Raw genomic sequence first — 26,598 nt, 5'->3', positions numbered from 1 at the left:
GTCGAATGACTAGCGGACGATCCCGCGATAGCTGAGCGTGCCCGATGCGCCGGGCGCGATCGTCGCCACGGTCCAGCGGATCGTGGTGACGTCGGCGACGGTAGCGGCGCGGGTGGCGCCCAATACGTCGCGCACCTTCAGCGCGCCGAACGCCCCGAACGTGCGCCCGCCATCGACCGAGAAGTCGCTGCCAGGCGATGCCTGTCCGGCGAAGGCGACGCCTGCGGGCAGCGGGTTGGACACCACGACTTTCGTCGCCGGGGCCTTGCCCTCGTTACGATACCGCGTGCGGAACACCAGCTTGTCGCCCGGAAGAACGGTGCCCGGCGTCGTCAGCACGGTCTGCGGCTTGCCGTTCACGACGCCGAGCTGTTCGGAGAGCACGACGCTGTCGAGCAGCACCGACGGCGCGGCAGCGGCAACCAGCGCGGGGAGAAGGACGAGAAGGGGAAGGGTCGGTTTCATGGCAGGTTCCTTTCGAGCGATTAGTTGATCTTGACCTTGAAGGCGGTGACGCGCGCGGCGCCCGCGGCGACATCGCCCAGCACGACGTCGATGCGCGTGGCCGAGCCCGCGCCTTCGTCGGAATCGGCAGCGTCAGTCAGGCTGCGGCCGTCCAGCGACAGGCTGCCCGCGACGTAGCTGGTGCCGTCCGGGATCGTGTCGGCGATACGCAATCCGGGCGCCGTGCCGCTGCCGTCTACCGTGGCTGACAGGCGGTAGGTGACGATCGATCCCGGCACGACGCGCGTGCCGCCGAAGGGATCGAGCACGACCGCCGCCTTTTCGAACCGCACGCTCGCGCGCGAAACGATCAGCCCGCCGGTCGCCCGCGCGTCGGCGGTCGTGGCGCCGATCAGCGCATCACCGCCGTCTGCGCCCTGGCCCGCAAAGACGGTGCCCGCAGGTCCGCTGCCCGTTTCCGCCACTGCGCGCAGCAGCACCGCGCCGCGCTGGGCGTCGCTGGCCCCGGCCGGAATGGAGGACAGGACGAACACGGTGATGGAGGCGTCCGGGGCGATCGCAGCCGTGGCCGATCCCGCGACAAACGGCGCATCGACGCCCTCTTCGTACACGCCGTTGCCATTCGTATCGATCGCCAGCCCGGTGATCGTCGCATCGAACGCCGTCCCGTCGACGTGCCCGTCGGCGGTCAGGACATATGCCTCCATGCCGTTGCCTGGGTTGGATACGGTGAAGCTGCGCACATTGCCGCTCGATCCGGCGGCGACGCGAAGGTCGGCGGAATCGCGTGACGCGACCGCAACGTCCACGATCTCGTCGACCTTGAGCGTTACCGTGTTGGAGCTTACCGTCGCGGTCGTCGCGCCATCGTCATAGGTGGCGGTCGCGGTGTTCGCGATCAGCGATCCGGCGCGAACACCGGCTGCCTGAGCGGAGCTGGGCAACAGCGCCGCGAACGAGCTTGTGATGAAGAACGCGACCGCCGCGTGACGGCGTTGGCGTTGGCGAAGGGGTGGATGCTGCGTGTCCATGCCCACCATCCACGCCCGACACCGTTAACGATACCTTCCCGCCGGCGCGCACTCATTCAAAGGGATGAGCGGCCGTTTTCCGGGCATCATCCTTTCAGTGGAAACGCGCGTTTCACACGCTTAGATGTCTTACCTAATCCTTTGCGATCGGCCCCGATTGGGAGCGCGATTCGTCGAGATTCCTGACGGAGAGACAAGTCGTGCAGCGTATCCTGATCGCCGACGACCATCCGATGTTCGCGACCGCGCTGACCATGGCGGCGCATTCGGCCGATCCGACCATTCTGGTCGATGCTGCGGCGACGCTGGCCGATGCGGAGGCGACAGCGCGCGCGCATAGCCACGATCTGATCCTGCTCGATCTGATGCTGCCAGACGTTCAGGGTTTCGCGGGGCTGGCGATGCTGCGTGCTATGCGGCCCGCCACGCCGATCGCAATCGTCACCAGCCGCGACGAACCCGCTATCGTCCATCAGGCCGTTAAGCTGGGCGCGCGCGGGTTCCTGTCGAAGGCGACGCCGATCGAGGGTATGGTCGGCGCGATCCGCGTCCTGCTGGCCGGCGGACAATGGCTGCCCGACGGCGCGATGGCCGATCCCGTCGACAGCGATCCGCGCGCCGCCCGGATCGGCGAGCTGTCGGTGGCGCAACTGAAGGTGCTGCGCGCGATCGCCAGCGGGCGTCAGAACAAGCAGATCGCCTACGACCTGGGCATCGCCGAGCCGACCGTGAAGTCGCACCTGGCAGCGATCTTTCGCAAGATCGGGGTCAGCAACCGGACGCAGGCGGTGCTGCTGCTGAAAAGCTTCGATCCGGTGCCGACCGATCAGCCCGGTAGCGTCTGACGCAATTCGCTCGCCTGGACTGACACCGCGTCCGCCGCCGCCTCCACCGCGATGACCGCGGCGGCCTCGACCTGTTTCGTATCGATCGCCTGTTCCAGACGACGAAGCGTCCCGACCAGCGTCTCCGCGCCGACGATCGCCGCCGCACCGCGCAGGCTGTGCGCCTCCATCGCCATCTGGTCGTAACGGCCCTGTTCGAAACATGCCCGGATCGCGCGGGGCCGACGTTGTGCGTCGTCGATCAGCAATGCGAGCAATTTGTCACGTCCCGCGACGCCGACCGTCGCGGTCAATGCCGCCACCCGGTCGGCGTCGATCGCAGTCGCGGATTCGAGAAAGCGCGATTCGTCGGCGTCACGGGGCGGAGCGGCGCGATCGAAGGCGCCTAGCACGCGTTCCAGCGCGTCGCGCCTGATCGGTTTGGCCAGGACGTCGTTCAGCCCGGCCGCCAGCAGCTGCACCCGGCGCTGACGAATATCGTCCGCGGTAACGGCGCAGATCGGGGTCGATCCTGCGGGACCGGGCAGCGCGCGGATCGCCTGCGTCGCCGCGATCCCGTCCATCACCGGCATCTGCACATCCATCAGGATCAGATCGAACGGGCGCGCGCCCCGCGTGCGCGCCGCCTCGACCGCCAACGCGCCATTCTCGACCGTCGCGACCGAGTGGCCCAGGCGTTCGAGCAGCGCGACGATCAGATAGCGATTGGTGTCATTGTCTTCGGCGACCAGCACGTCCAGCGATCGACTAGACACGACCGGCTCCGAAACCGGCGCGGCTGCGGTGCTTGGCGCGGCATCCGGCAGCGGCAAGGTGAAGGCGAATTCCGATCCGGCGGCATCGCTGCGCACACAAATCTGTCCCCCCATCGCGTCGACCAGCATGCGGCATATCGCCAGGCCCAGCCCGGTGCCACCGCGACTGCGCGTGATCGACGCATCCGCCTGCACGAAAGGATCGAAGATGTCGTCGATACGCATAGGCGGTATGCCGATCCCGGTATCGGCGACGGTGAAGCGCCATATTTGCAGACCTTCATCAACAATATGCTCGACCCGCAGCACGATCCCGCCGCGGTCGGTGAACTTGACCGCGTTCGACAGCAAATTGGCCAGCACGCGCTGAATGCGCGTCGGATCGCCGACCACTCGGCGCGTCGGTATGTCGCCATCCACGACCAGTGAAATCTGCTTTTGCGCAGCGCTGGCGGTGAAGGCGACGACGACGACACGGCACAGCGCACCGAGATCAAAATCGATGTGTTCGGTTTCGAGTTGCCCTTCGTCCAGCTTGGAGAAAATCAGCACGTCGTCGATGATCGACGACAGCAGTTCGGCCGAGCGGTGCAGCGCATCGAGATGACGGCGCTGGTCGTCTGCTCCGCTACCGCTACGCAACAGTTCGGCCGCAGCCAGCAACCCGGTCAGCGGCGTACGGATTTCGTGCGTCAGCGTGGACGTAAAGACCGATCGCGCCTCCAGCGCCTCTTCGGCCGCCACCCGCGCGGCGATCAACTCCTGTTCTGCGACGACGCGCTCGGTAATGTCGCAGAACACGCCAAATACCCCGACGATCTCGCCATTCGGCGCGCTTTCTGTCTGGCCGCTCGCCGCGACCCAGCGGATTTCACCGCCGGGACGAACGATGCGTGCCTCGAAACTGAAAGGATCGCCTTGCCCGATCGCCACTTCCAGCAGCCCCGCGACGCGCGCGCGGTCACCCGGATGATAGGCATCGATCCCGCTTGCCAGTGTCGGAACGTGGTCCACCGACCGGCCGTGAATGGCATATACCTCGCTCGACCAGAACAATGCTTGTGTTACGGTATCCAGCCGCCAGTGGCCGACGTGCGCCATCTTCTCGGCCATCGTCAGGAGGCGGTTGCTCTCCTTCAACTGTCCTGCCGCAGTGGTCGCAGCACGTTCCGCCGCGCGTCTGCTGGTCACGTCGCGCACGCTGGCGACGAATTCCACAGGCGCGTCGGTCAGGGGATCGCGCACAAGCCGATACACCGCCTCCAGCCAGACGTAGTGGCCGTCGCGGTGGCGCTGGCGGTAGGTCGCGAGCGGATCGATCGCGCCGTCCAGCAGCGACCGGATCGTCTGCTCGACACGCGCACGGTCGTCGGCGTGGATCGCCGCAATCGGCGTTTCGCCGAGCAATTCGTCGGCGGTGTAGCCCAGCAACCGCTCGCAAGCCGGGGAGATATAGCGACGCACGCCGTCGATGCCGATCCGCACGACCATGTCGTGGCTGTTGTCCGCCAGCAGCCGATGCAGCCGCTCGCTCGCCTCGATCCGGCGCAGCGCGTCGCGCCGTTCGTCGATATCGAACAGCAGGACGATCCACTCGTTCGCATCGTCCTGATCGCCATGTTGCGGCGTCGCCGACAAGGCGACGTAGCGGCTCGTCCCATCGGCGCGCAGCAGCGGCACTTCATCGGCATGGACCGGTGCGCCGGGACGGCTCGTCCAGTCCAACGGCGGGGCGCCATCCGCCAGCATTTCGTCGAACGGCTTTTCGTTAACAGCCTCTACTGCACGGCCGGTAAGCGTCGCGAAGCCGGGGTTCGCGTAACTGATCCTGCCGTTGCGGACGGCGATCACGGCCGCGGGAATATTCTCGGCGAGCTGCCGCGCGCGTCGTTCGTTATCCCGCAGCGTCGCGGTCAGATAGCGGCTCTGCTTCAACAGCGCCGCCACCGGGAACGTGACCAGCGCGTTTATTGCCAGGAACAGCTGCAGCAACAATGTCCGCGCGTAAGGGTCGGCAAGCCGATATGCGATCGGCCCCTGACCCAGCGACGTCATCGCGACGGCCACCAGCACCGCGACCGTATTGGCCAACGCCGCCCCGAGATAGCCGAGCGTGAACGTGCTGAGGATCAGGCACGGCAGCACCAGGAACAGGAGCGGATAGGGTTGCTGTGAGAAGACAGCGAAGGTGATGAAGCCGGTTAACCCCGACAGCGTGGCGGCCAGCGCCATCTGCCGCAGCTCGTGCAGCCTATTCACGTCGCGCCAGCGCAGGCCGGCCAAGGGCGGCACGATGATCAAAAGGCCGAGTAGGTCGGAGGTGAGCCATATCTCCAAAACGGTGGCGAAGGCGGCCCCCGTAATGACGTGCAGCATCGCGGCCGCGATCAGCGCGCTAAGCAATGCCGCGACCACCGCCAGCGCGATGAAGCGCACGAGCCCGGCGGGCCGCCCGGTCGACACGCTCGACGAGCGCAGCATGGTAAGCAGGCCCGCGATCTCGGCGACGTTGATCGCGGTCATCGCAGCGGCGAGCGCCAGCGGCGTTCCGGTTGCAAGATTGGCTGCGAAGATTGCGACCGCACTGAGGCCGGACCATCTCACAAGCTGCGGCGATCGGCCGGCCAAGATGCCGACCACCAGTCCATTGGCCAACCAGATCGGCGAAACGCCGACCATGCGCGCAGACAGCGTCATGCTTAACCACGCCGCAGCAAAGACCGCACCGGTGAAGACAATCGCGATGAGCAGATTGCCACCGGGCCACGGATCACGAACTGGGCGCGTCTGGAGGTTCCGGGCGGTCATGATCGTCAAGTGTAGGTGATGCCTCGAGGGTGGGTATAGGGGCAAACTTCCACCCCCGAGGCATGCTGAGCGGGCGCGGCCTGAGGGAGTGGCGGCCGGTCGCTATAGTCCGATGCGTATTCGCTTTTCGGTCCGCGTCATCTGCCGATGAATCGAAACCGCGGCAATCATCCCTATGGATCACTGACTTAGCGCTCCGTTGACGATAGCGCTCGCTTCCGACCACGCGGCCGACGGACCATTGCGTCAGCGCGGCGGACGGCCTGGGATCGAAGAATGACGACGCCGCCGAACACCGTTCTCTATATCGACGCCGATGAAATGAACCGTCAGGTCGTCAGCGATATGCTCGCGGTCGATGGCGTGACCGTCAGGTGTGTTGCAACGCGCCGTGATGCGCTCGCGCTCGCGGAGCAACACCGGCCTGAAATCACGCTGGTCGACTATCGCGCTGGCGAGGGCGACGATCTGCGTTCCCTGATCGATTTCAGATCGCGATTGGCCGCGCTGCATTCGACGAAATTGGTGGTCATGATTGCGCTGTTCGACGATCACATAAACACCATTCTGGCGAGTCTCGGATTTGGCCACGTTCTACGCCGGCCGGTTGCTATGGATACTCTATTAGACACGGTGAGGCTTCTACAACCGCGGTAAGCGCTTAAGCTACGTTCGACAATGTGCGGAGCCCGCTTTGCCTCACAACAAATTTACCTAAAAGTTATCAATGATGAACTTCGGATCATTTTCCTATATTGGCCAAAGCACTGCATGCTTTGAACCAAAAGAAAATGAGGCCACTTTGGCCCAATTTCAGACGTTCGCATCTGGCTGAAGCATTTTAGGAGCGGACGTTCATTCAGATATCTTCGACTGTCAGGCGGCGTCGGCGATCGCCTTCGCCGCCAGTCCCGTAACGTCGACACGCGCCTTCAATCGCGCGCCGAGCAGCGCGGTGCCGCTGATCTTGCGCTGGACGAACAGCGTTTCGATGTCGGGGACGTGCCAGGTCGATCGGTCGCCCACCAGATTAGGCGCTTCTTCCCGCATTGTGGGGACGAACGCGCGGTCGCCGAAATCGAATAGTCCGGGTAGCGCCAGGGTGTCGTCGATCGCGGCGATCATCCGGTCGACCGTGGCGCGGTGCGCGGCGACAGCGTTGCCACCCAGAAAGCCGGTTTCCACCGCGATCTCGCGGATGCGGTCGCGATCATGGGCGAGACCCGCCGCCAGCAGCGTACGATACGATTGGGCGGTGCCTGTCGGCACTTCGCGGGTCGCGCCGAAGTCGAGCAGGACCAGCGTCCCCGTCGCTTCCTGCCAGCGATAGTTGGCGAAATTGGGATCGGTCTGCATCACGCCGAACTCGAACAACTCGCGTAACACCAGCTCGATCAGCGTCGTCATCGCACGGTCGCGCACCTCTTGGGGGGCGTCGACCAGAGCCTCGATCGGGCGACCCTCGACGAACGTCATCGCCAACACGTCCGTCGTGGTCAGTTCGCCGTGCAATGCAGGCACGACATAGCGTTCGTCATCCGCAAGGCGTTCGCCATAAGCGCGCATCTGCGCACCCTCGCGAAGATAGTCGGCCTCGTCGGCAAGTTGCCGTTTCGCCTCCGCCAACAGCGGCGCGAGATCCAGGGTCGGGGGGAGCAGATTGGAAAGACGGAGCAGCGTCGCGACATTGTCGACGTCGGCGCCGATGCTGGCCCGCACGCCCGGATACTGGACCTTTACCGCAAGGATCCGGCCATCAGGAAGGACCGCACGGTGGACTTGCCCGATCGAGGCGGCGGCGATCGGCGTGGCGTCGAAGCGCGAAAAACGTCGCCGCCAGTCCGCACCCCATTCGCGCTTCAGCACGCCGTCCAATTGCTGCGGCGGCATACGATATGCCTGATTGCGGACGGTGGCTAGGATCGTGGACAGTTCGGGCGGCAGCAAATCACCCGCATCCATCGAGATCATCTGGCCGAGCTTGAGCGCGGCGCCGCGCAAGTGCGAAAGCCGGTCGGCGATGCGCTTCGCATTGCCCGGGGTCAGGATCATGTCGCCAAGCCGCGGCCGCTCACCTGCGGCCAGTCTCCGCATGCCCTCAACCGCCATGCCGCCCGCCACCCCGCCGGCGAGCCGGCCGAAATGGCCGAACCGCGACAGTCGGCCGCGCGGGATCGACCGGTCGGGCCGGCGGGCGCCCTCGTCGCTCACCGCCTCACCAGCCCATGCTGCCGGGGACGCCCTTGAACGGACCGGCGAGGTTGGCGGTGATCCAGCCGCCATAGAAGCCGCCCGACTGCGGCGTCACCACCTCGCCATCGACCGTGCAACGGTCGAATGGGGCGGCATAGAAGGCGACGTGATCGCGCAGCGATACGAAGGACGGGGTTGGGCTTGAGTAGCTCCAGCCGACCCGCGGCAGCGTCACGTCGCCGATGACGACGTCCCAATAGGTCGCCGACCCCTTCCATTCGCAGAACGAGCCGCCGCCCGCGCATCGCAGGACGCCACCGCTGATGTCGTCGGGCGGAATGTAATAGCTCGGCGGGTGGCTCGTCTCGAGCGTTCGGATCGCGCGGATCGTGTCCGCGACGATCGCGCCGCGATGCTGAATAACGATGCGCGCGTCTGTCGACTCGGCGACGGCGGGACGCGGATACTTCCACACGCTTTCTTGGCCCGGGCCGATCTGGTCGGGACGCGGCCTCATATGGAAACTCTGCCGCCGGCAAGCCGCTTCAGACCGGGACGAACCCGCAAAAAGCCCAGGTAGAGCCGCTCGATCAACGCGAGCACGAGGCGCGATCGGGCCAGCAGCCCCAGCGGCCGCAGGACCGGGATCGCCCGCCACATCGCCGCGAACGCCGCGGCTCCGGACAGGAGTACGCCATCCTCGCTCGCGTGGAACCGGGCCAACAGCTGGCGCCGGTCGATCGGGCATGTCGCAGCGGCGTCGGCCACGTCGACAAACCGGATCGCGCCTCGAATATCGAGCCGGCGCATCAGCGCTATCTCGCGGCGACAAAGCGAGCAGCCGCCATCGTGCCAGACAATGAGCTTGGTCATGCCGTGAATATGGGGGCGGTCACTGGATTCAACCACTTGAAGCTGAAGACCCAATCTCAGCCGTTCAGGGCGCTTTACCTGTCGCTGAAACCTGCCATTCATTCACTGAAACCGAAAGTTAGGTATCAGCGCTGCTTCTTCGGAATCGTTGCGGTAAAGTCCGGATCCTTCTTGGCCACCCAATCCACAAATTTGCGTACGTTCGGATGATCCAGAAGGCCCGCCACCTCCGTGCCATGCCGCTGCAATTCGGAATTGGTGAAATTGGCGATCAGGGTCTGCTGGCAGATCGAATGCATCGGCACGACATCACGGCCACCGCGGCTCTTGGGCACGGGATGGTGCCAGACAATGATCTTGCCGGTCGGCCGGCCGCAGAGCCAGCATGGCGCCAGCGCGGACGGGGCGTCTTCTTCCTGCGGAAGATGATCGTAGGGATCATGTTTTGAACGTCTGGCCATAGCTCGATCCAACTGCTTTGATTGCCCTCGCCTGTAGCGAAGCGATCTGCTGCAGCATATGGAAAGCTGACGACAGGGTTCTATCGCGGTGGGCCGATCGAGAAGGAAGGATGACGGATCCGTTGAAATCTTGGAATGCGGCAGTGGTCCGCAAATGGCTGGAGCGCCGTTACGAAGCGTCGCGGCTGGACCAGGCTGCTGCGGACAGACGCGGCTATGACGCTCGGGATGATTTCGACAAGGCCGCGGCCGAGGAATGGGCTTGCGGCGCGCTGAAGAGCGCCGACTGCACGAACGACCAGGCTGCGCTCACCGCCCGCCTCAAAGAACTGATCGGCCAGGACGAGTATCCTGCGACCGGTCTCCATGACGATATTCGGTTCGAACGGCATGTTCGGACCTATCTGCGGAAGCTAGCCAAAATGACGAAGGCGAATGAAGGCTTCGAGAAGACCCTCCGCCATCAGTAAGGGCGGCGGTGCGCCAAACCACCTGACCCAGAGTCGGTCATTTGGCGTGGTCTGAGCCATTCCTGTAACCTGCCGTTCGTTCATACTCCCAAGAATCCGTTCTTGGACCGCGCAGTTGCGCGCGGATGTGGGCGACGGCGTGGGATGGCTATCGCCACCGTCGGAACCGCGCTCTCTTACATCGGCATCACGCTGGCGACATCATCTTCGACAATTATTCTGTCCGCGGTGATCTTCCAACTCGCGGTCAACGCGTTGCTTGCGCCGCTGCTGACGATCCTGGCGGACGAGATTCCCGATGAAGAAAAGGGCGTTGCGGGTGGCCTGCTGTCGCTCGGCGCGCCGAGCGCGTCGGGCGTGTCGGCGTTGTTGATCGGGGCGACGATGCTGGGCGACGGCGCGCGCTTCGCGATCGTGCCGCTCGCCATGGCGGCGTGTCTTGCGCCACTGCTGACACTCGGCGGCGGTATTTCGATCCTAGCAGTGCGCGGCCGACACTAACGCCTTTAGTAGCGGACGTAGTCAACCGTCCTACGTTGTTGAATCCGCGCTCATCGATCACTTCCTGACCGGCCCAGCCGCCACCGGCCCGCAATATGGAGAGTCAACTCATACGATCGCGTCAACAACTACACTGCGGGTCCGCCCGACTGATCGTTCGCCACGCGCATATGAGCGCGCCCGTGATGCCCACCGTAATCTCTTCGTGGCTGGCGCAGCTTGTTGTGGGATTTCGGTTTCCGAGTACGGCCAGCAAAAATTGTTGCAGCCCTGACCAGTTCTGCTACGCGTTGGAAGCGCTTCCGGTTTGGACGCCAGTGAATTTGATCGAGTATTTCGGACGCTAGTCGGATCGAACCGACCGCATCCGCGGGGAGGACGTATGGGGCTCTACAACACGCGCAACGTCGCGGTCGGATATACTGCTTCCAAGGCGTTGTACTTGACGGCGTCGGCGCTTGCGATCGCCGCTGCAATTCCCGCGACGGCGCAGGAGGCGAGCGCGCCCGCGCAACCGCCGGGGCAGGCCGCCGACGATCAGGCCGCCGACGGCGACATCGTCGTCACCGGCATCCGCCGCGGCATCGCGGATTCGATCGACCTGAAGAAGAACCAGACGTCGATAGTCGAGGCAATCTCGGCCGAGGATATCGGCAAGCTGCCCGACGTGTCGATCGCGGAATCGATCGCGCGCCTGCCGGGTCTGGCAGCGCAGCGCGTCAACGGCCGCGCGCAGGTGATCTCGATCCGCGGCCTCGCCCCCGATTTCACGACCACGCTGCTGAACGGCCGCCAGCAGGCGAGTTCGGGCGACAACCGCGCGGTCGAATTCGACCAATATCCCTCCGAACTGCTCTCCAGCGTCGTCATCTACAAGACGCCCGATGCACAGATCGCCGGTTTCGGCCTGTCGGGCACCGCCGACCTGCGCACCGTCCGTCCGCTCGAATTCGGCAAGCAGGCATTCGCGGTCAACGTCCGCGGGGAGAAGACCGAGGGAAAGCGCCTCAATCAGGATCTGCGCAACTGGGGCGGCCGCGCGAGCGTCAGCTATATCGACCAGTTCGCCGACGGCACGCTGGGCGTAGCGTTCGGCTATGCGCACCTCGATTCACCGTCGCAGACCAAGCATTACAAGGCCTATGGATACGAAGCGTTCGGCGACCAGACCGACGCCAACGGCAATCCGATCAACGTGGTTCAGCCCGACAGCGCCGACGGCGCGCTGCTGTTGAACGGCCAGGAAGCTTTCCTGACGTCGCGCCTCAACAAGCGCGACGCGTTCATCGGCATCCTCGAATGGCAGCCGAGCGACAATTTCCATTCGACGATCGACGCTTATTATTCGACGTTCGCCCAACGGGAGATCACGCGCGGCGCGCAGTGGTTCTCCAATCCGTTCAGCAGTGCGCCGGTCGGCCCCATTTCGATCTCGGATAATATGGTCTTCACGAACGTGCAGGCCGAGGATCGCGACGGTTCGAAGTTTGCAGCTTCGGGCACGCAGAACAACGTCGTGCCGATCATCCGCAACGATTATAACAAGCGGCAGGACAACCTGGTCTCGATCGGCTGGAACAACGAATTCAAGCTCGACGAGCGGACGAAGTTCTTCACCGACCTCTCCTATTCGCGCAATCATCGCACCGAACAGATTGCGGAGACCTATGCGGGCTACGGCTTGGGTGTGGGCGGCGTGTCCCCGGACAACGGCACGATCGGGCGGACGTTCGACAACATCGGCTTCGCCGCGCCGGCCGATAATTTCCCGACCTACGATCCAGGCCTGGACTATGCCGATGCGTCGAAGGTGTCGCTAGGTGACCGCGCGCCGTGGGGCGGCTGGGGTCATGACGGCGCGATCCGGTTCCCCGAGGTCACCGAGTCCGTATACGCGCTAGATCTGCGGCTGAACCACGATCTCGACGGGTTCTTCGACGGCATCGACGTTGGCGTGAACTATACGCATCGGTCGAAAGACAAGTTCGTCGACGACAACGACCTTTTCCTGAACAACGGGCGCCAGCAGACACTGGTCGACCCAAGCGATCTCGTGAGCTCGAGCGACCTCGGCTTCGTCGGTTTCGGCAAGGTGCTGAGCGTCGACCTGCGTTCGGCGCTCGACAAATATTACACGGTTTCGCCGATCCGTGACGCCAACTTCTTCGACAAGAACTGGGCGATCACGGAGGACGTCGTCACCTGGTACGGCAAGCTCAACATCGACTGGGGCCGGTTGAAGGGCAATGCCGGGGTGCAGATCATCAACCAGACCCAGCGATCGAGCGGCGTCATCATCAACGGCGCGAACCCGATCAATCGCACCGACGGCGCAAGCTATACCGACATCCTGCCCAGCCTGAACCTGATCTACGATTTCGGCGGCGGGTTCCGGCTGCGTCTCGCCGCGTCGAAGACGACCGCGCGTCCGCGGATGGACGATCTGCGCGCCAACGTCTCGCCCGGGTTCAACGGTAACGTCTGTAGCGGTCAGACGTGTTCGCCGGGACAGGTCGTCAACCCCTGGTCGGCCAGCGGCGGCAATCCACGTTTGAAGCCGTGGCGGGCGGACGCGCTCGACGCCTCCTTCGAATGGTACGTCAACCCGACGACTTATTTCGCTGTCGCAGGCTTCTACAAGAAACTGAACACCTATATCTATCAGCAGTCCGGCACGTTCGATTTCACCGGCATTCCGATTCCGGCGGGACCGGTGCCCCCGGCCGACGTCATCATCAGTCCGATCGGCCAGATCACGCTGCCCGCCAACGGCAAGGGAGGCACCATCAAGGGCCTTGAATTCTCCGGCTCGTTCAACTTCGGCACGGTCACGAGCTTCCTCGACGGGTTCGGCGTGCTCGGCAGCCTGTCGCTGACCAAATCGAACCTCAACCCGACATCCAACCCCGATCCGACGCAGGAGGTCCGCATTCCCGGCCTCTCGGGCACGATCTACAACGTCACGGCCTTCTACGAACGCGGCGGCTTCCAGGCGCGCGTCAGCCAGCGTTACCGGTCGGCGTTCAAGGGCGAGGTAGTCCAACTATTCGCGACGCGCGGCTTCACCGAAATCCTCGCCGACAAACAGGTCGATGCGCAGATCGGGTATACGATCCCCGGCGGCGCGCTGGAGGGGTTGGGCGTATTGTTCCAGGTCAACAACCTGACCGACTCGCCGTACCGCACGCGGCTCGGCCTCGACGGCGGCGGCACGACGACGGCGAACGGCGGCTCGCTGCTCGAAACCTATGAGAAATACGGCCGGCAATATCTGCTCGGCTTCAACTACCGCTTCTGATTCTCCCCCTGGAGGGCGGCGCATCCCCCCTTGCGCCGCCCTCGTCTTTTCGAAGCCGAGGTTTTAGGTTCGCGCGATGAAACAGCTCAAGCGCATCCTGATCGCGGGCGGCGGTTCCGCCGGCTGGATGACCGCCGCGATGATGAGCCGGCTGTTCCAGGGGCTGTACGAGATCATCCTGATCGAATCCGACGAGATCGGCACCGTCGGCGTCGGCGAGGCGACGATTCCTGCGATCAAGAAATTCAACGAACTGCTCGGGCTCGACGAGAACGAGTTCCTTCAGCGCACGCAGGGGACGTTCAAGCTCGGCATCCGCTTCATCGACTGGCTGCGGCCGGGGAGCAGCTACACCCACGGTTTCGGGGTCATCGGGCAGGATCTCGAATGGCTGCGCTGCCACCAGTACTGGCTGAAGATGCACGCGGCTGGCCGCGCCAGCCCGCTCGACCATTTCTCGATCAACACCGCCGCCGTCCACCAGAACAAGTTCATGCGCGCGCGTCCCGATCAGCCGCAGTCGCCGATCGGGCAGATCGCCAACGCCTTCCATTTCGATGCGGGCCTCTATGCCGCCTATCTCGCGGACTATGCGCAGGCGCGCGGCGTGCAGCGGCGCGAAGGCAAAATCGGTGAAGTGTCGCTCGACCCGGCGGACGGATTCGTCCGGTCGATCACGATGACCGACGGCGAGGTGATCGAAGCCGACCTTTTCATCGACTGCTCGGGCTTTCGCGGACTCATCATCGAACAGGCGCTGGAGGCGGGTTACGAGGACTGGAATCACTGGCTGCCGTGCGACCGCGCGATCGCGGTGCCGTCCGAACGCTCCGCAGATTTCACCCCCTACACCCGCTCCACCGCTCGGCCCGCCGGGTGGCAGTGGCGCATCCCGCTCCAGCACCGCACCGGCAACGGCCATGTCTACGCCAGCCGCTGGATGGACGACGCGGATGCCGAAACGATCCTGTTCGACACGCTCGACGCGCCCGCCGCGGGCGATCCGCGCCGCCTGCGCTTCGTCCCCGGCAAGCGCAATCGCGCGTGGGTGAAGAACTGCGTCGCGATCGGGCTGGCGGGCGGCTTCCTCGAACCGCTTGAATCGACCGGCCTTCACCTGATCCAGTCCGCCATCCTGCGCCTCGTCCGCCTGCTGCCCGACGCTGGGTTCGACGACGCGAATATCGCCGAGTTCAACCGCCAGACCGATTTCGAATACGAACGCATCCGCGACTTCATCATCCTCCACTATAAGGCGACCGAGCGCGGCGACACGCCGTTCTGGCGCCACGTCCGCGACATGCAGGTGCCCGCGACCCTCCAGCGCAAGATCGACCTGTTCGCCGCCAACGGCCGCATCTTCCGCGAGGACGACGAGCTGTTCGCGGAGGAGAGCTGGATTCAGGTCTTCATCGGCCAGGGGATCATCCCCACGGGCTACGACCCGCTGGTAGACATCAAGTCGGAGGACGAGATCGCCGCCTATCTCGGCAATATCGAACAGGTGATCGCCCGCTGCGTCGACGTGATGCCGAGCCATGCCGACTATGTTGCGAAGGTCTGCCCCGCGCCTCCGCTTCCGGTCAGCGCGGCGTCTCGCCCCGGCCAGCGCCTTGCAGCTTCGCGATAAGCTCGCGGCGCATCTGCGCCACGTCGCGCGGCTCGCTCGCGGAAAGGATACCGCGGGCGTGCGGCGGAATATGCGCCGCCGGATCGCCGCCCTCCAGAAAGACGTAATGCGCGAACATCGCCTGCCACTGGCGACGCTGGTCGGCGGGCAGATTGCGCAGCGTCATCATCCCGTGGAGCAACGCATCCCACGGCGACCCGACATCGCCGCGCGCCGGGTTCCACCAGTAATTGACCAGCAGGTTCGCGGCCTCCAGCGCCTCGACATGGTGATACCAGCCATACGGAATGTAGAGCGCATCGCCGGGGCCAAGCTCCGCCTCCTGCGCGCTCGCCAGGGCATCGGCGAACCGCGGATAGCGCGTCAGATCGGGGGCGGTCAGGTGGACCATGCTGACCGGCGTTCCCGCGGGCGTCAGATGGAACGGCCCCAGATAGAGGTTGGGAAGCTGTTCGGGCGCGAACAACGTAAAGCGGCGGCGACCGGCCGCAACGACCGCGATATTCTCCATCGGATCGTTATGGATCGCGACCCGTGCGCGATTTCCGATCCACAGCCGCGGCGCGACGTCGCCCGGCAACAGCGGCAACGGATGCGCGGCGGCGAAGCCCGGCAGCACCTCGGCCGCGGCGATCGCCTGAACCGCCAGCGTATCGGGATCGGGCTTCATCGCCTCGGCGGTCAGTGCGCTGAGGAAACCCGCCAGCGTGTCGGGTCCGCGCACGAAGTTCGTGCCGGTGAGGCCGGGGTTGTAATGCAGCCGCCCTTCCGCCTCGGGTGCTGCGCGGACGACCGGGACAGGAACCGTCGTGGCAGCGTCCGCCAGATAATCCGTCCAGCGATCGCCCGCACGAACGACAGGCCAGTCGGCGACAAGTCCCCGCAGCACGACGGGCTCGCTCGCAGCGCGAATCTCGGCGAAGATCGCGGGCGTGACGCCGTGCCGTTCGGATATCGCTCGCATCGCTTGTCATGGCTCGACGGTCGGGCGCGCGCTGTCAACCGCGGGTGCGCCGGGTGACCCCAAGCGTCGCGGTGGAGCGGGTCGGGCGCGAGGAGCAGCCGATCGTCGTCATCGACGGCTTCGCGCCCGATCCCGATGCGCTGGTCGATGCAGCCGCCGCCACGCACCTGACGCCAGCCGGCGAATATTACCCCGGCCCGCGCGCACCCGCCCCGACCGATTACTTCGCCAGCGTCGGTGGTCTTGTGGCGGCGGCCGTGCGCAAGGTGTTCGGCCATCACGAGCACCTCGCGGTTGATCGCGCGCTGTTCTCGCTCGCCACCACGCCGCCCGAGCAGCTGGTGCTCGCCCAGCGTATCCCGCACGTCGATTCGGTCGAACCGGGCCGCATCGCGATCGTCCACTATCTGTCGCGCGCGGACTTCGGCGGCACGCGCTTCTTCCGTCACCGTTCCACCGGATTCGAGACGATCGACGCCGCGCGCCACCGCGTCTGGCTCGACGCGCTCGCCGCCGATTTCGCGGGCGAAGGCGAGCCGCCGCCCGGCTATATCGATGAGAACGCGGTGCTGTTCGAAACGATCGCCACGATTAAGCCCGCCTGGAACCGCGCAATTCTCTATCGTTCCAGCCTGTTGCATTGCGCCGCGATCCCGAACGATATCGCGCTGCCCGGCGATCCGCGTACCGGGCGGTTGACCATCGCCAGCTTCCTCACCGCGCGCTGATCGTCCATGGCACGCGCGCGTTACTTTGCCGGAGACAGACGCTGACCAACCGCAAGCCGACGATCGACGATGTCGCCGCGCTGTCGGGGGTTGGCCGGACCACCGTGTCGCGCGTCCTGAACGACGGCCCCAACGTCAGCGCAAAGGTGCGCGAGCGGGTGCTGAGCGCGGTCGCGACGCTCGGTTATCAGGTCAACATCCAGGCGCGCTTCCTGGCCGGGGGCAGCAGCCGGACGCTGGCGTTGATCTGCGCGGCGGACGTCGAGAACGAACCCAATTCCTATTATCAGGCGGCGCTTGAGGTCGGCGCGCTGCGCGCCTGCGCCCCGCTCGGCTTCCATCTCGTCATCCACAGCGTCGTCCAGACGCGACCCGACCTTGCCGACGAGATCGTTCAGCTGGCGGAGGACAGCCGCGCAACGGGCGCGATGCTCACCCCGCCCTTTTCGGATGACCCGGCGCTCGTCCGGCGGCTGGAACGGGCCGGGTGTGCGGTGGTGTGCATCTCGCCCGGCCCGCTGTCGCATGGCGCTGCCCCTGCGGTGGGGATGGACGATGAGGCTGCGGGGCACGCGCTGACGCAGGCGCTGCTCGATCTCGGGCACCGGCGGTTCGGCTTCATCAAGGGGCTGGAGCATCACCTGTCCGCCGAGGAACGTTACCGCGGTACGCTGCGCGCGCTTGCCGATCATGGGCTGGACGAAACCGCGATCGTCGCGGTGCGCGGCAATTTCACCTTCAAATCGGGCAAGGACCGGCTGCCGGACCTGCTCGCAGCCACCCTACCGCCAACCGCGATCATCTGCGCCAACGATGACACCGCGGTCGGCGCATTGTTCGCCACGCACCAATTGGGCCTGAACGTCCCTGCCGACCTGTCGATCGCCAGCTTCGACGACACCCCCGTCTCCGCCCTCGTCTGGCCGCCGCTGACGACAATCCACCAGCCGATCCAGGAGCTGAGCCAGCGCGCCGTGCACATCCTGGTCGATCGGCTGAAGTCGAACGGCAAGACGGGGGCGGCCGCGCTGGAATATCTGCCGTTCACCCTGATGATCCGTCAATCGACCGCCGCCCCCGCGGCCTGACGCGGTTGACAATATCCGCGTCAGGCGGGATGGTTATTGGAAGCGCTTCCAAGCGCGCACTATCGGGAGGATATGGATGAACGGCACGGGTCGGCAGGCGTGTATCGCGGCCTCCATCGCGGCACTGGCGATGGCCATGCCCGCCCTCGCGCAGGGCGCGCCCGCGCCCATTCCGGCCTCCACCTCCACGGAGGCCAGCGTCAAGGCCCGCGCCGATGCGCTTGCCGAGAAGATGACGACGGCGGAAAAACTGCGCTACGTATTCGGCTATTTCCCGCCAATGTCGAAGGACAAGCCGGCCGACATGATCCCTTCGGCAGGGTATGTTCCCGGCGTGCCGCGGCTCGGCATCCCGACGCTTAGGGAAAGCGACGCGAGCCTCGGCGTCGCCAACCAGATCGAACAGCGCAAGGGCGACGTCGCGACCGCGCTCCCCGCCAGCCTCGCGCTCGCCGCCAGCTTCGATCCCGACCTCGCCTATCGCAGCGGGGCGATGATCGGCGCGGAGGCGCGCGCGAAGACCTTCAACGTGCTGCTCGCGGGCGGGGTCAATCTGACGCGCGATCCGTGGGGCGGGCGGACCTTCGAATATCTCGGCGAAGACCCGTTGCTCGCCGGGATCATGGCCGGGGAATCGATCCGCGGCGTGCAATCGAACCACATCGTGTCGACGGTGAAGCATTTCGCGCTCAACCCGCAGGAAACGCTGCGCACCATGACCGACGCGAAGATCGGCGAGGCTGATCTGCGCGAGAGCGACCTGCTCGCGTTCCAGATCGCGATCGAGCGCGGTCGGCCGGGGTCGGTGATGTGCGCGTACAACAAGGTCGACGGCGACTGGGCGTGCGAGAATGATTTCCTGTTGAACAAGGTGCTGAAGCGCGACTGGGGCTATCCCGGCTGGGTGATGTCGGACTGGGGCGCGGTTCATTCGACGGTAAAGGCCGCGAACGCCGGGCTCGACCAGCAATCGGGGCGCGAACTCGACAAGGCGATGTTCTTCGGCGCACCGCTGGCGAAGGCGGTGGCGGACGGCAGCGTCCCGGCCGCGCGGCTGATGGAGATGAACCGCAGGATCCTCTGGGGCGTAACCTCCACCGGCCTTATCGACCACCCCATCCCGACGACCGCGCAGACGATCGACTATGCGGCGAACGCCAAGGTTGCGCAGGAGGCCGCCGAAAAAGGCAGCGTCCTGCTGAAGAACGACGGCAACCTGCTCCCGCTCGCGAAGATCGCGAAGCGTATCGTCCTGATCGGCGCGCACGCCGATGTCGGCGTGCTGTCGGGCGGCGGATCGAGCCAGGTGCGGTCGGTCGGCGGTGCGCCGGTCGAAATCCCGTTGACCGAGGGCGCGGCGTCCTCCTTCGCACGCGTGACGTGGCACGCCTCCTCCCCGCTCGCCGCGATCAAGGCGATGGCGCCCGGTGCCGACGTGACCTACGTCGACGGCCGCGATCCCGCCGTCGCCGCGCGCGCCGCAAAGGCCGCCGACCTCGCGATCGTCTTCGCTTGGCAGTGGCGCACCGAGGCGCAGGACATCGAGACGCTTTCGCTTCCTGACAATCAGGACGCGCTGATCGAGGCGATCGCAGCCGCGAACAAGCGTTCCGTGGTCGTGCTGGAAACCGGCGGCCCGGTGCTGATGCCGTGGTTGTCGAAGGTGCCCGCGGTGCTACAGGCCTGGTATCCCGGCCAGCGCGGCGGTCAGGCGATCGCCAACATCCTGTTCGGCGCGGTCAATCCGTCGGGCAAGCTGCCGATGACCTTCCCGGCGAGCGAGGCGCAGGCCCCGCGGCCGAAAATCCCCGGTCTCGCCGAGATGAAGGCGGTCGATGCCAAGCGAAAGGGCGGCGGCACGTACGGCATGGTCGATCGCGATGCCGAGGTGACGATCCCCTACGCCGAAGGCGCGGCGGTCGGTTACCGCGGCTATCTGAAATCGGGCGCAAAGCCGCTGTTCCCGTTCGGCCACGGCCTGTCCTATACGAACTTCCGCTATTCGGCCCTGAAGGTCGAGGGTGGCGATACGATCCGCGTCAGCTTCACCGTCACCAACACCGGCAGGCGCGCGGGCGCGGATTCGCCGCAGGTCTATGCGGTCGCCGGGCGGCGCGGCGGCGCGACGACACGCCTCGTGGGCTTTCAGCGCGTCGAACTCGCCCCCGGAGAGACGAAGCCGGTCAGCGTCACTGTCGATCCGCGCCTGATCGCAGATTACGATCCCGCGCAACCGGGCTGGCATGTCGCCGCGGGCAGCTATCCTGTCACGGTCGGCCATTTCGCGGGCGACGCCGCGCTGAAGGGCAGCGCAACACTCGCCGAACGAAGGATGAAGCCGTGAGGATTGTCGTCGCCGCCGCGCTGCTGGCGGTCGGCGCGGCGCCAGCGCCGAAGCTTTCCGAAGCCTGGCTCACCACCGGCGACGGCAAACAGCGGCTCGCGCGCGTCGCGCTCACCCCACCCGCCCCCGACGCGCTCCGCATCGAGATCGACCCGTCGCAGCGTTTCCAGACGATGGTCGGCTTCGGCGCGGCGATCACCGATGCGTCGGGCATATTGATCGCGGGGATGAAGCCAGCGCCTCGCGCCGCTCTGATGCGCGACCTGTTCGGCACCGCGCCCGGCCAACTCGGCCTCGGCTTCACCCGCCTCACGATCGGCGCGTCCGATTTCTCGCCGACGCATTACAGCTTCGACGATATGCCGCCGGGTCAGCGGGATCCGGAATTGCGGCGGTTCTCGATCCAACCCAACCGCGCCGACGTCCTCCCCGTCGTCAAACAGGCGCTCGCCATCAACCCGCGGCTCGTCGTCATGGCCAGCCCGTGGAGCCCGCCCGCGTGGATGAAGACCGGCGATTCGCTGATCGGCGGCACACTCCGTCCCGACGCCTACACGCTCTACGCACGCTATTTCGTCCGCTACCTTCAAGCTTATGCCGCGGAGGGCGTGGCGATGCGCTACTTGACGATCCAGAACGAACCCGATTTCTCCCCCGACAGCTATCCCGGCATGAAATGGCCCGCCGCCGACCGCGCGCGCTTCGTCGGGGATCATCTCGGCCCCGCGCTCGCCGCCGCCCGGATCGACACCGGCATCCTCGAACGGGACCACAATTGGGACCAGCTGCAACAGCCGCTGACCGCGCTCGCCAACCCCGCCGCCGCGCGATTCATCACGGGGGTTGCGTGGCACTGCTACGGCGGCGACGTCTCCGCGCAGGCCAAGTTCCACGCCGCACATCCTGACAAGGAAACGTTTTTCACCGAATGTTCGGGCGGCGGGTGGCGGCCCGGCTGGCAGGCGGGCTTTTCCGACACGATCCGCAACCTGATGATTGGATCAACGCGCAACTGGGCTAAAGGAGTTCTGCTCTGGAACCTGGCGCTCGATCCAAAGGCGGGACCGCGCAAGGGCGGCTGCGACAATTGCCGCGGGGTGGTGACGATCGAGCCCAAGACCGGCGCGGTTACACGGAACCTGGAGTATTATGCGCTCGGGCACCTGAGCCGCTTCGTCCGGCCGGGGGCGGTGCGGATCGCCTCGACCACGGTGGAAGTGGACGTGGAGACGGTGGCGTTTCGCAATCCGGACAAATCGACAGTGGCGCTGCTGTACAACGTGTCGAGCAAGGCGGCGCGGAACTTGTCGGTGAGGCTAGATAACCGAGTGATCGGTTTGCGGTTGCCGGCCGGCGCGGCAATAACGCTCAGGATATAGAGTTTGATTTGAGTAACGTTTCACTTGCGCTTTTGCACGTGACGGCGTTGCGACCAGAACAAACGACCCCTTGGGAACGCATTTTGTAGTGCGAAGAATGGCGACGGTTGAAGCGTAGCTGTTGGCGTAGTCCAGATGAACAAGCGTCCGCCCACGCCGGCCATGAGCCCCAAAGCGGCCGGACCATAATCCACCAATCCGTTCGGGGGCAGCCGCATTAACGATGGATGGCTTTCGAGATCAGCGTCAGCGCAGCTGGATGACCAAGATGGGGCGCGTCCCTGTTTGTGCCTCAGTTCAGAAATGCCGGCAGTTGCGGCCGTCTTTCGAAAACATCTGAAGCGTGCTGAACGATCACTCGCGCGCGGTATTTCGCGGCCAAGCCTTTCAACCGGCCGATCGAGGCGATCGTTTCGGCGAGGCTCGCGTTGCCGAGCGGAACGAGGGCGCGATCGTAATTGATTTGGAAGTGCGCCACGTCGCCGCTCAGAATCACCCAGCCGGCCTTCCGCAGATGCACCATCAGCGAATGATGGCCGACAGTGTGACCGGGCGTGCTGATCATACGGACGCTCCGTCGCCAAACACGTCTTTGTCACCGCCTACGGCTTCGACATTGCTGCGGAGGACTGCGGCCACCCGGTCGCCATCTGGCGTCGGTGTGACGCTTGCCTATGCCAACTCGCTTGGCGAGACCAGGAATGTGGCGCGCGGGAACATCGCGGCCTTACCGCTATGGTCCGCGTGAAGATGCGACAGACCGACGTAGCGGATGTCATCGGGCTTGAGTTTCAGCTCGGCAAGCTGGAGGGCGAGCGTACGTGGTACGCGGAAATGCAGCCCCGCCATCACACTCCCCGCCGGCGTGGCTGCAATCTCGTCGCCGAGCCCCGCTCCAGCCGCCACCCGAGATTTAGCGAAGCTAAAACGAGACAAGGTGGCGGCCCGGTCGGCGGCGCTGAAGCGCCGACCGACGGCACGGCTTTGCCGTGACGCAGCCCTCCAGTCCGCGCACCCTGCCGACCTACGCGAAACTCAACGTCCCCCGTCGCTCGACGAAGCGCCACCCCTCGTCCGAAACGCGCCGCAATCGATCCACGAATCCTCCCACCAAGGGCGGCTTGTCCGGCGCGGTGAACAGCAACATCGCGCTGGTGGCCGTCGCGTTGTCCGCGTCGACCACGTCGACGACGATGTTCGCAGTCATATGCCGGGTGATGCGCGGCGGACGCGCGGTGAACGCCGCCAGGATCGCAGCGCGTCCGACGATCGGCGCGTCGGGCGCGGTCGGGCGGGTCATGCTGCCGTCCTCGGCATATAACGCGGCAACGTCCGTCCAGCGCGCTTCGTCGTTCAGCATCGCATAGAGATTGATCAACCGCGCGCAGTCCCATTCGATCGCGCGCCGCTCCTCCGCCGATATTACGTCCGCCACCACGCCCTCCTCGATCACACCGCCACGCTTTGGCTCTTGCCGCTCTTGGACACAATGCTATTGTATCCCAGTGATACAAATACCGGGAGAGGGAAGATGAGCGAATCCGATGTCGTGACGTACCGCGTCGAGGACCGCATCGCCTGGGTCTATTTCGCGCGGCCGGACAAGCGAAACGCGATGAGTCCGACGCTGAACCGCCGCATGATGGAAGTGCTCGACGAGCTCGAATATCGCGACGACGTCGGCGTGCTGGTGCTGGCCGGCGAAGGCACTGCGTGGTCCGCGGGCATGGACCTGAAGGAGTATTTCCGCGAAACCGAGGCGCAGGGCTTGCGCGGCGTGCGCAAATCGCAGCGCGAAAGCTACGGCTGGTTCCGCCGCCTGCGCTGGTTCCAGAAACCGACGATCGCCAGCGTCAACGGCTGGTGCTTCGGCGGCGGTTTCGGTCCGTTGTTCTCGTGCGACCTCGCGATCTGCGCGGACGAGGCGCAATTCGGGCTGTCCGAGATCAACTGGGGCATCCTTCCCGGCGGCGGCGTGACGAAGGTCGTCGTCGATCTGCTGGCGATGCGCGACGCGATGTGGATGACGCTGACTGGCGAGCTGATCGACGGGAAGAAGGCCGCGGAGTGGCGGCTGGTGAACGAAAGCGTGCCGCTCGGCCGATTGGAGTCACGCGTGCGCGAAGTCGCCGAAATGCTGCTGAAAAAGAACCCCGTCGCGCTGAAATTCGCCAAGGACGCGGTCCGCCGCGTCGGCACGATGACCTATGACGAAGCGGAGGATTATCTCGTCCGGATGCAGGAGGCCGCCAACTTCCACGACCCGTCCGAAGGCCGCAAGGAAGGCATCCGTCAGTTCATCGACGAGAAGAGCTACAAGCCGGGGCTGGGTTCGTACGATCTGACGAAGGCGTAAAGGAGCAAGGCGGGGATAGTGCCGGGCGAGCCGTCCCCGCGAGCGGCCCCGATGATCGTCTCGGACGAAGAACCGCGGCGGCGCTCCACCATGGTTGCGCCAGCACATCGTACATGTCGCGCTGAGCCGCTGCGACCAGGAACGACGACAACGACAATCGCCGAAATGCGAAAAGGCCGGCCGTGCTTCTGCACGACCGGCCTTTTTTGCGAATCAAGGCGTAGGATTACTCCGCCGCGTCGACCCCTGTTGCGCTTGCCTTGACCGTACGGCGGCGGCGCGGCTTGGGCGCATCCGTCTCCGGTTCCGCGTCGTTGGCGAACGAAATGCTCAGCGACGGCGGCAGCACGGCGGCGTCGAAACCGGTGTCCTGCGTTTCACCGGCCGGCGCAGCCGCTGGCTGCTTGCGCGGACGACCGCGACGCTTCGGCTCGGCCCCGGTCTCGACCGGAGCTTCGACGACCTGCGCCGCGCGCTGCTCGTCATTACCATTGGCGTAGCTTGCACGATCGTCGTCGCGCGGCTGTTCGTCACGGCGGCGCGGTTCATAGCGATTGCCGCTCTCGCGCTGGCCGCTTTCACGTTGACCGTTGTCGCGCTGACCCGCATCACGGTTGCCGTCACGCTGCCGGCCTTGCTCACGATTGCCGTCGCGCTGGCCATTGTCACGCTGGCCCGCATCGCGTTGCCCACCATCGCGCTGGCCGTCGCGCTGGTTATTCTCGCGCTGCCCATCACGCTGATAGCCTTCGCGCTGCCCGCCATCGCGGCGAGCACCTTCGCGCTGGTAATTGTCGTTGCGCTGATAGTTGTTGTCGCCGCGATTTTCGTCCCGGCGCCCGTCTTCGGCGACACGGGTCTGTTCATCGGCGCGGACGGGTTCGCCCTCGAAGCCGAAATCGTCGTCCTGGTCGAAATCGTCACGCCCACGACGCTGATGGCCCTGATCCTCGTTCCGTCCGCGCTGGTCGGCCAGCACGCGGAAATAATGGTCGGCGAACTGCAGATAATATTCGGTGTTCACGCGGTCGCCGGACATTTGCGCGTCGCGCGCCATGTTGCGGTACTTTTCGTGCAACTGGGTCGCGTTGCCGCGCGCGCGGCTGTCGATCCGGTTGCCGCTGTCACGCTGACCGCCGCCGCCACCACTGCGCGGCTGCTGCTGCCCACCACCACGACCACGACGGCGGCCGTTCTGACGATTGTTGATCAAGCTTTCTGTCCCTCGTCCTGTCAGCGGAGCGGCCTCAAACCAAAACCGGCCTTGCTCCCGGATATTGCGGTGCGACGAACCCCGGCCCGGTCGTCGCGAACGATTCGCGGCGATTCGAGCCTGTCCCGGCCGCCGGACTGCAGCGGCTGATGACGAAGGGTGGGCGCCTGCCCAATATCAACACCCCGAAATTAGGATCGTGTGTCGAGATTGCGTGCCCCGGCTGGTTCATTAGCGGGCGCAGGGCAATTCTCAAAGCAAAATATTGTCACGAGAATGTGTCATTTCAAGGCGTGACCACCAGGCAACGGTCGCGCGCCGCCAGATCGCGCCGCAAAACGACGTTCAACTTCTGCGCCTTGAAGAGTTCGGCAGCGGTTTCGCCTTGATCGAACCCGATCTCGATACACGCCACGCCGCCCGCCGCCAGTTGCGCGCGAAGCAACGGCGCGATGACACGATAATCGTCCAGCCCGTCCGGTCCCGCGAACAATGCGGATGCGGGCTCATACTGCGCCACCTCGTCCGACAGCGCCGCATCGCTCGACACATAGGGCGGGTTGCACAGGATCAGATCGAACGCTTCCCCGGTTCCGTCCCAGCCGCCACGCGCGATCGTCGCACGGCCCGGTGCGATCCGCTCGGCATTACCGCGCGCGATAACGAGCGCCGCGTCCGAAGCGTCGATCCCGACGCCAGTCGCGTCGGGCCACTGGTCGAGCGCAGCCAACAGCAACGCCCCCGATCCGGTGCCCAGATCGAGCACGCTTCCTGGTCCTGCAGTACCGGCAAAATGCGCGACCGCGGCCTCGATCAGCGTCTCGCTGTCGGCGCGCGGGATCAGCACGCCGGGCGCGACGTTCAGGTCGACCGTCCAGAACGCGCGCGTGCCGGTGATGTAGGCGACGGGTTCCTGGTTCACGCGGCGGTCGACAAGATCGGCGAAGGTGAAGGGGGTGGGTTGATCGTCGAGTGTCAGCAGCAACCGGTCCCGTTCGATGCCGAGCGCGTGGGCGAGCAGGAGTTCGGCGTCGAGGCGGGGCGTGTCGGAGAAACCGAAGCGCGCGGTGGCGGCCGCGAGGGCTGTGCGTGCCGACACTCAAATCCTCCCCGGCACGGGGAGGTGGCAGCGCGAAGCGCTGACGGAGGGGGCGGGCCGCAGACGGTTCGCTCGTGGAGACCCCCCTCCACCGCTT

General features: G+C 65.4%; 24 protein-coding genes. 11 read left to right on the top strand and 13 right to left on the bottom strand.

The features are described from left to right. Window positions 1-9 precede the first annotated feature (9 nt). Together M0208_RS12515 and M0208_RS12510 are read right to left on the bottom strand one after the other, a co-directional pair. The gene (locus M0208_RS12515; RefSeq protein ID WP_258892018.1) at window positions 10-465 is read right to left on the bottom strand and encodes a hypothetical protein; all 456 of its coding nucleotides are present in this window, start codon (window positions 463-465) and stop codon (window positions 10-12) included. A 20-nt stretch (window positions 466-485) separates the two neighbouring features. Further along, complete coding sequence (locus tag M0208_RS12510; RefSeq protein WP_258892017.1) at window positions 486-1,496, bottom strand: hypothetical protein; 1,011 nt, start codon at window positions 1,494-1,496, stop codon at window positions 486-488. A gap of 200 nt (window positions 1,497-1,696) precedes the next feature. Here M0208_RS12510 and M0208_RS12505 point away from each other — a divergent pair, with 200 nt between their 5' ends. Then, window positions 1,697-2,341, top strand: coding sequence for a response regulator transcription factor (locus M0208_RS12505; protein ID WP_258892016.1), 645 nt, complete (start codon window positions 1,697-1,699; stop codon window positions 2,339-2,341). Here the strand turns inward: M0208_RS12505 and M0208_RS12500 are convergent. Beyond that, entirely contained in the window at window positions 2,323-5,904 is a 3,582-nt protein-coding gene (locus tag M0208_RS12500) for a PAS domain S-box protein (RefSeq protein WP_258892015.1), read from the bottom strand. The two genes, M0208_RS12505 and M0208_RS12500, sit on opposite strands and share 19 nt — an antisense overlap. A gap of 276 nt (window positions 5,905-6,180) precedes the next feature. Between M0208_RS12500 and M0208_RS12495 the strand changes: the two genes are divergently transcribed. Further along, the gene (locus M0208_RS12495) at window positions 6,181-6,561 is read left to right on the top strand and encodes a two-component system response regulator (RefSeq protein ID WP_258892014.1); all 381 of its coding nucleotides are present in this window, start codon (window positions 6,181-6,183) and stop codon (window positions 6,559-6,561) included. Window positions 6,562-6,780: 219 nt separating this feature from the next. On the opposite strand, the gene M0208_RS12490 is transcribed toward M0208_RS12495, so the two are convergent. The 4 genes from M0208_RS12490 to M0208_RS12475 all read right to left on the bottom strand — a co-directional run bounded on the left by M0208_RS12490 (window position 6,781) and on the right by M0208_RS12475 (window position 9,431). Then, window positions 6,781-8,115, bottom strand: coding sequence for an AarF/ABC1/UbiB kinase family protein (locus M0208_RS12490; RefSeq protein ID WP_258892013.1), 1,335 nt, complete (start codon window positions 8,113-8,115; stop codon window positions 6,781-6,783). 4 nt (window positions 8,116-8,119) lie between these two features. Further along, entirely contained in the window at window positions 8,120-8,614 is a 495-nt protein-coding gene (locus M0208_RS12485; RefSeq protein WP_258892012.1) for a DUF427 domain-containing protein, read from the bottom strand. Next, complete coding sequence (locus M0208_RS12480; RefSeq protein ID WP_258892011.1) at window positions 8,611-8,970, bottom strand: thiol-disulfide oxidoreductase DCC family protein; 360 nt, start codon at window positions 8,968-8,970, stop codon at window positions 8,611-8,613. Before M0208_RS12480 ends, M0208_RS12485 begins: the two co-directional genes overlap by 4 nt. A 125-nt stretch (window positions 8,971-9,095) precedes the next feature. Continuing rightward, window positions 9,096-9,431, bottom strand: a complete 336-nt coding sequence (locus tag M0208_RS12475; protein ID WP_258892010.1) for a hypothetical protein — start codon at window positions 9,429-9,431, stop codon at window positions 9,096-9,098. Window positions 9,432-9,541: 110 nt separating this feature from the next. Between M0208_RS12475 and M0208_RS12470 the strand changes: the two genes are divergently transcribed. From M0208_RS12470 to M0208_RS12455, 4 genes are all read left to right on the top strand, one after another. Continuing rightward, window positions 9,542-9,901 (top strand): hypothetical protein, encoded by a 360-nt coding sequence (locus M0208_RS12470; RefSeq protein ID WP_258892009.1) that lies wholly within the window; start codon window positions 9,542-9,544, stop codon window positions 9,899-9,901. A 102-nt stretch (window positions 9,902-10,003) separates the two neighbouring features. Next, window positions 10,004-10,402: a hypothetical protein gene (locus tag M0208_RS12465; RefSeq protein ID WP_408988095.1), complete on the top strand. Its 399-nt coding sequence runs from the start codon at window positions 10,004-10,006 to the stop codon at window positions 10,400-10,402. Between the two features lie 382 nt (window positions 10,403-10,784). Beyond that, window positions 10,785-13,700: a TonB-dependent receptor gene (locus tag M0208_RS12460; RefSeq protein ID WP_258892007.1), complete on the top strand. Its 2,916-nt coding sequence runs from the start codon at window positions 10,785-10,787 to the stop codon at window positions 13,698-13,700. A gap of 76 nt (window positions 13,701-13,776) precedes the next feature. After that, window positions 13,777-15,330, top strand: coding sequence for a tryptophan halogenase family protein (locus M0208_RS12455; protein WP_258892006.1), 1,554 nt, complete (start codon window positions 13,777-13,779; stop codon window positions 15,328-15,330). Here the strand turns inward: M0208_RS12455 and M0208_RS12450 are convergent. Beyond that, window positions 15,284-16,294 carry a cupin-like domain-containing protein gene (locus M0208_RS12450; protein WP_258892005.1) on the bottom strand — a complete coding sequence of 337 codons (1,011 nt, stop codon included), beginning with the start codon at window positions 16,292-16,294 and terminating at the stop codon, window positions 15,284-15,286. The genes M0208_RS12455 and M0208_RS12450 overlap by 47 nt on opposite strands. Before the next feature lie 53 nt (window positions 16,295-16,347). Between M0208_RS12450 and M0208_RS12445 the strand changes: the two genes are divergently transcribed. From M0208_RS12445 to M0208_RS12430, 4 genes are all read left to right on the top strand, one after another. Next, window positions 16,348-17,022, top strand: coding sequence for a DUF6445 family protein (locus M0208_RS12445; protein WP_258892004.1), 675 nt, complete (start codon window positions 16,348-16,350; stop codon window positions 17,020-17,022). After that, window positions 16,935-18,110, top strand: coding sequence for a LacI family DNA-binding transcriptional regulator (locus tag M0208_RS12440; protein ID WP_258892003.1), 1,176 nt, complete (start codon window positions 16,935-16,937; stop codon window positions 18,108-18,110). The genes M0208_RS12445 and M0208_RS12440 overlap by 88 nt, the downstream gene beginning before the upstream one ends. A gap of 76 nt (window positions 18,111-18,186) precedes the next feature. After that, a complete protein-coding gene (locus tag M0208_RS12435) occupies window positions 18,187-20,454 on the top strand; it encodes a glycoside hydrolase family 3 protein (protein ID WP_258892002.1) in 2,268 nt (755 codons plus the stop codon). Further along, complete coding sequence (locus M0208_RS12430) at window positions 20,451-21,833, top strand: glycoside hydrolase family 30 beta sandwich domain-containing protein (protein ID WP_258892001.1); 1,383 nt, start codon at window positions 20,451-20,453, stop codon at window positions 21,831-21,833. The genes M0208_RS12435 and M0208_RS12430 overlap by 4 nt, the downstream gene beginning before the upstream one ends. Before the next feature lie 292 nt (window positions 21,834-22,125). Here M0208_RS12430 and M0208_RS12425 read toward each other — a convergent pair whose 3' ends face one another. From M0208_RS12425 to M0208_RS12415, 3 genes are all read right to left on the bottom strand, one after another. Continuing rightward, window positions 22,126-22,398, bottom strand: a complete 273-nt coding sequence (locus M0208_RS12425; RefSeq protein WP_258892000.1) for a hypothetical protein — start codon at window positions 22,396-22,398, stop codon at window positions 22,126-22,128. 107 nt (window positions 22,399-22,505) lie between these two features. Then, on the bottom strand, window positions 22,506-22,682 hold the full coding sequence (locus M0208_RS12420) for an MBL fold metallo-hydrolase (RefSeq protein ID WP_258891999.1): 177 nt from the start codon (window positions 22,680-22,682) through the stop codon (window positions 22,506-22,508). 175 nt (window positions 22,683-22,857) lie between these two features. Beyond that, window positions 22,858-23,286, bottom strand: a complete 429-nt coding sequence (locus M0208_RS12415; RefSeq protein WP_258891998.1) for a nuclear transport factor 2 family protein — start codon at window positions 23,284-23,286, stop codon at window positions 22,858-22,860. A gap of 78 nt (window positions 23,287-23,364) precedes the next feature. Between M0208_RS12415 and M0208_RS12410 the strand changes: the two genes are divergently transcribed. After that, a complete protein-coding gene (locus M0208_RS12410; protein WP_258891997.1) occupies window positions 23,365-24,189 on the top strand; it encodes a p-hydroxycinnamoyl CoA hydratase/lyase in 825 nt (274 codons plus the stop codon). A 226-nt stretch (window positions 24,190-24,415) separates the two neighbouring features. Here M0208_RS12410 and M0208_RS12405 read toward each other — a convergent pair whose 3' ends face one another. Continuing rightward, window positions 24,416-25,402 (bottom strand): DUF4167 domain-containing protein, encoded by a 987-nt coding sequence (locus M0208_RS12405; RefSeq protein WP_258891996.1) that lies wholly within the window; start codon window positions 25,400-25,402, stop codon window positions 24,416-24,418. A gap of 286 nt (window positions 25,403-25,688) precedes the next feature. Beyond that, window positions 25,689-26,501: a peptide chain release factor N(5)-glutamine methyltransferase gene (gene prmC / locus M0208_RS12400; protein ID WP_258891995.1), complete on the bottom strand. Its 813-nt coding sequence runs from the start codon at window positions 26,499-26,501 to the stop codon at window positions 25,689-25,691. Window positions 26,502-26,598 lie beyond the last annotated feature (97 nt).

Source organism: Sphingomonas sp. SUN019 (assembly GCF_024758705.1).
Lineage (GTDB): Bacteria > Pseudomonadota > Alphaproteobacteria > Sphingomonadales > Sphingomonadaceae > Sphingomonas.
This window is presented reverse-complemented; position numbering and strand designations above follow the sequence as displayed.

Excerpts from the sequence above, each read along its gene's own strand:
- M0208_RS12410 (WP_258891997.1), top strand. The coding sequence starts at position 23,365 with ATGAGCGAATCCGATGTCGTGACGTACCGCGTCGAGGACCGCATCGCC.
- M0208_RS12495 (WP_258892014.1), top strand. The coding sequence starts at position 6,181 with ATGACGACGCCGCCGAACACCGTTCTCTATATCGACGCCGATGAAATG.
- M0208_RS12425 (WP_258892000.1), bottom strand. The coding sequence starts at position 22,398 with ATGATCAGCACGCCCGGTCACACTGTCGGCCATCATTCGCTGATGGTG.
- M0208_RS12485 (WP_258892012.1), bottom strand. The coding sequence starts at position 8,614 with ATGAGGCCGCGTCCCGACCAGATCGGCCCGGGCCAAGAAAGCGTGTGG.
- M0208_RS12470 (WP_258892009.1), top strand. The coding sequence starts at position 9,542 with ATGACGGATCCGTTGAAATCTTGGAATGCGGCAGTGGTCCGCAAATGG.
- M0208_RS12480 (WP_258892011.1), bottom strand. The coding sequence starts at position 8,970 with ATGACCAAGCTCATTGTCTGGCACGATGGCGGCTGCTCGCTTTGTCGC.
- M0208_RS12450 (WP_258892005.1), bottom strand. The coding sequence starts at position 16,294 with ATGCGAGCGATATCCGAACGGCACGGCGTCACGCCCGCGATCTTCGCC.
- M0208_RS12435 (WP_258892002.1), top strand. The coding sequence starts at position 18,187 with ATGAACGGCACGGGTCGGCAGGCGTGTATCGCGGCCTCCATCGCGGCA.
- M0208_RS12515 (WP_258892018.1), bottom strand. The coding sequence starts at position 465 with ATGAAACCGACCCTTCCCCTTCTCGTCCTTCTCCCCGCGCTGGTTGCC.
- M0208_RS12460 (WP_258892007.1), top strand. The coding sequence starts at position 10,785 with ATGGGGCTCTACAACACGCGCAACGTCGCGGTCGGATATACTGCTTCC.
- M0208_RS12475 (WP_258892010.1), bottom strand. The coding sequence starts at position 9,431 with ATGGCCAGACGTTCAAAACATGATCCCTACGATCATCTTCCGCAGGAA.
- M0208_RS12420 (WP_258891999.1), bottom strand. The coding sequence starts at position 22,682 with ATGGCGGGGCTGCATTTCCGCGTACCACGTACGCTCGCCCTCCAGCTT.
- M0208_RS12455 (WP_258892006.1), top strand. The coding sequence starts at position 13,777 with ATGAAACAGCTCAAGCGCATCCTGATCGCGGGCGGCGGTTCCGCCGGC.
- M0208_RS12500 (WP_258892015.1), bottom strand. The coding sequence starts at position 5,904 with ATGACCGCCCGGAACCTCCAGACGCGCCCAGTTCGTGATCCGTGGCCC.
- M0208_RS12510 (WP_258892017.1), bottom strand. The coding sequence starts at position 1,496 with ATGGACACGCAGCATCCACCCCTTCGCCAACGCCAACGCCGTCACGCG.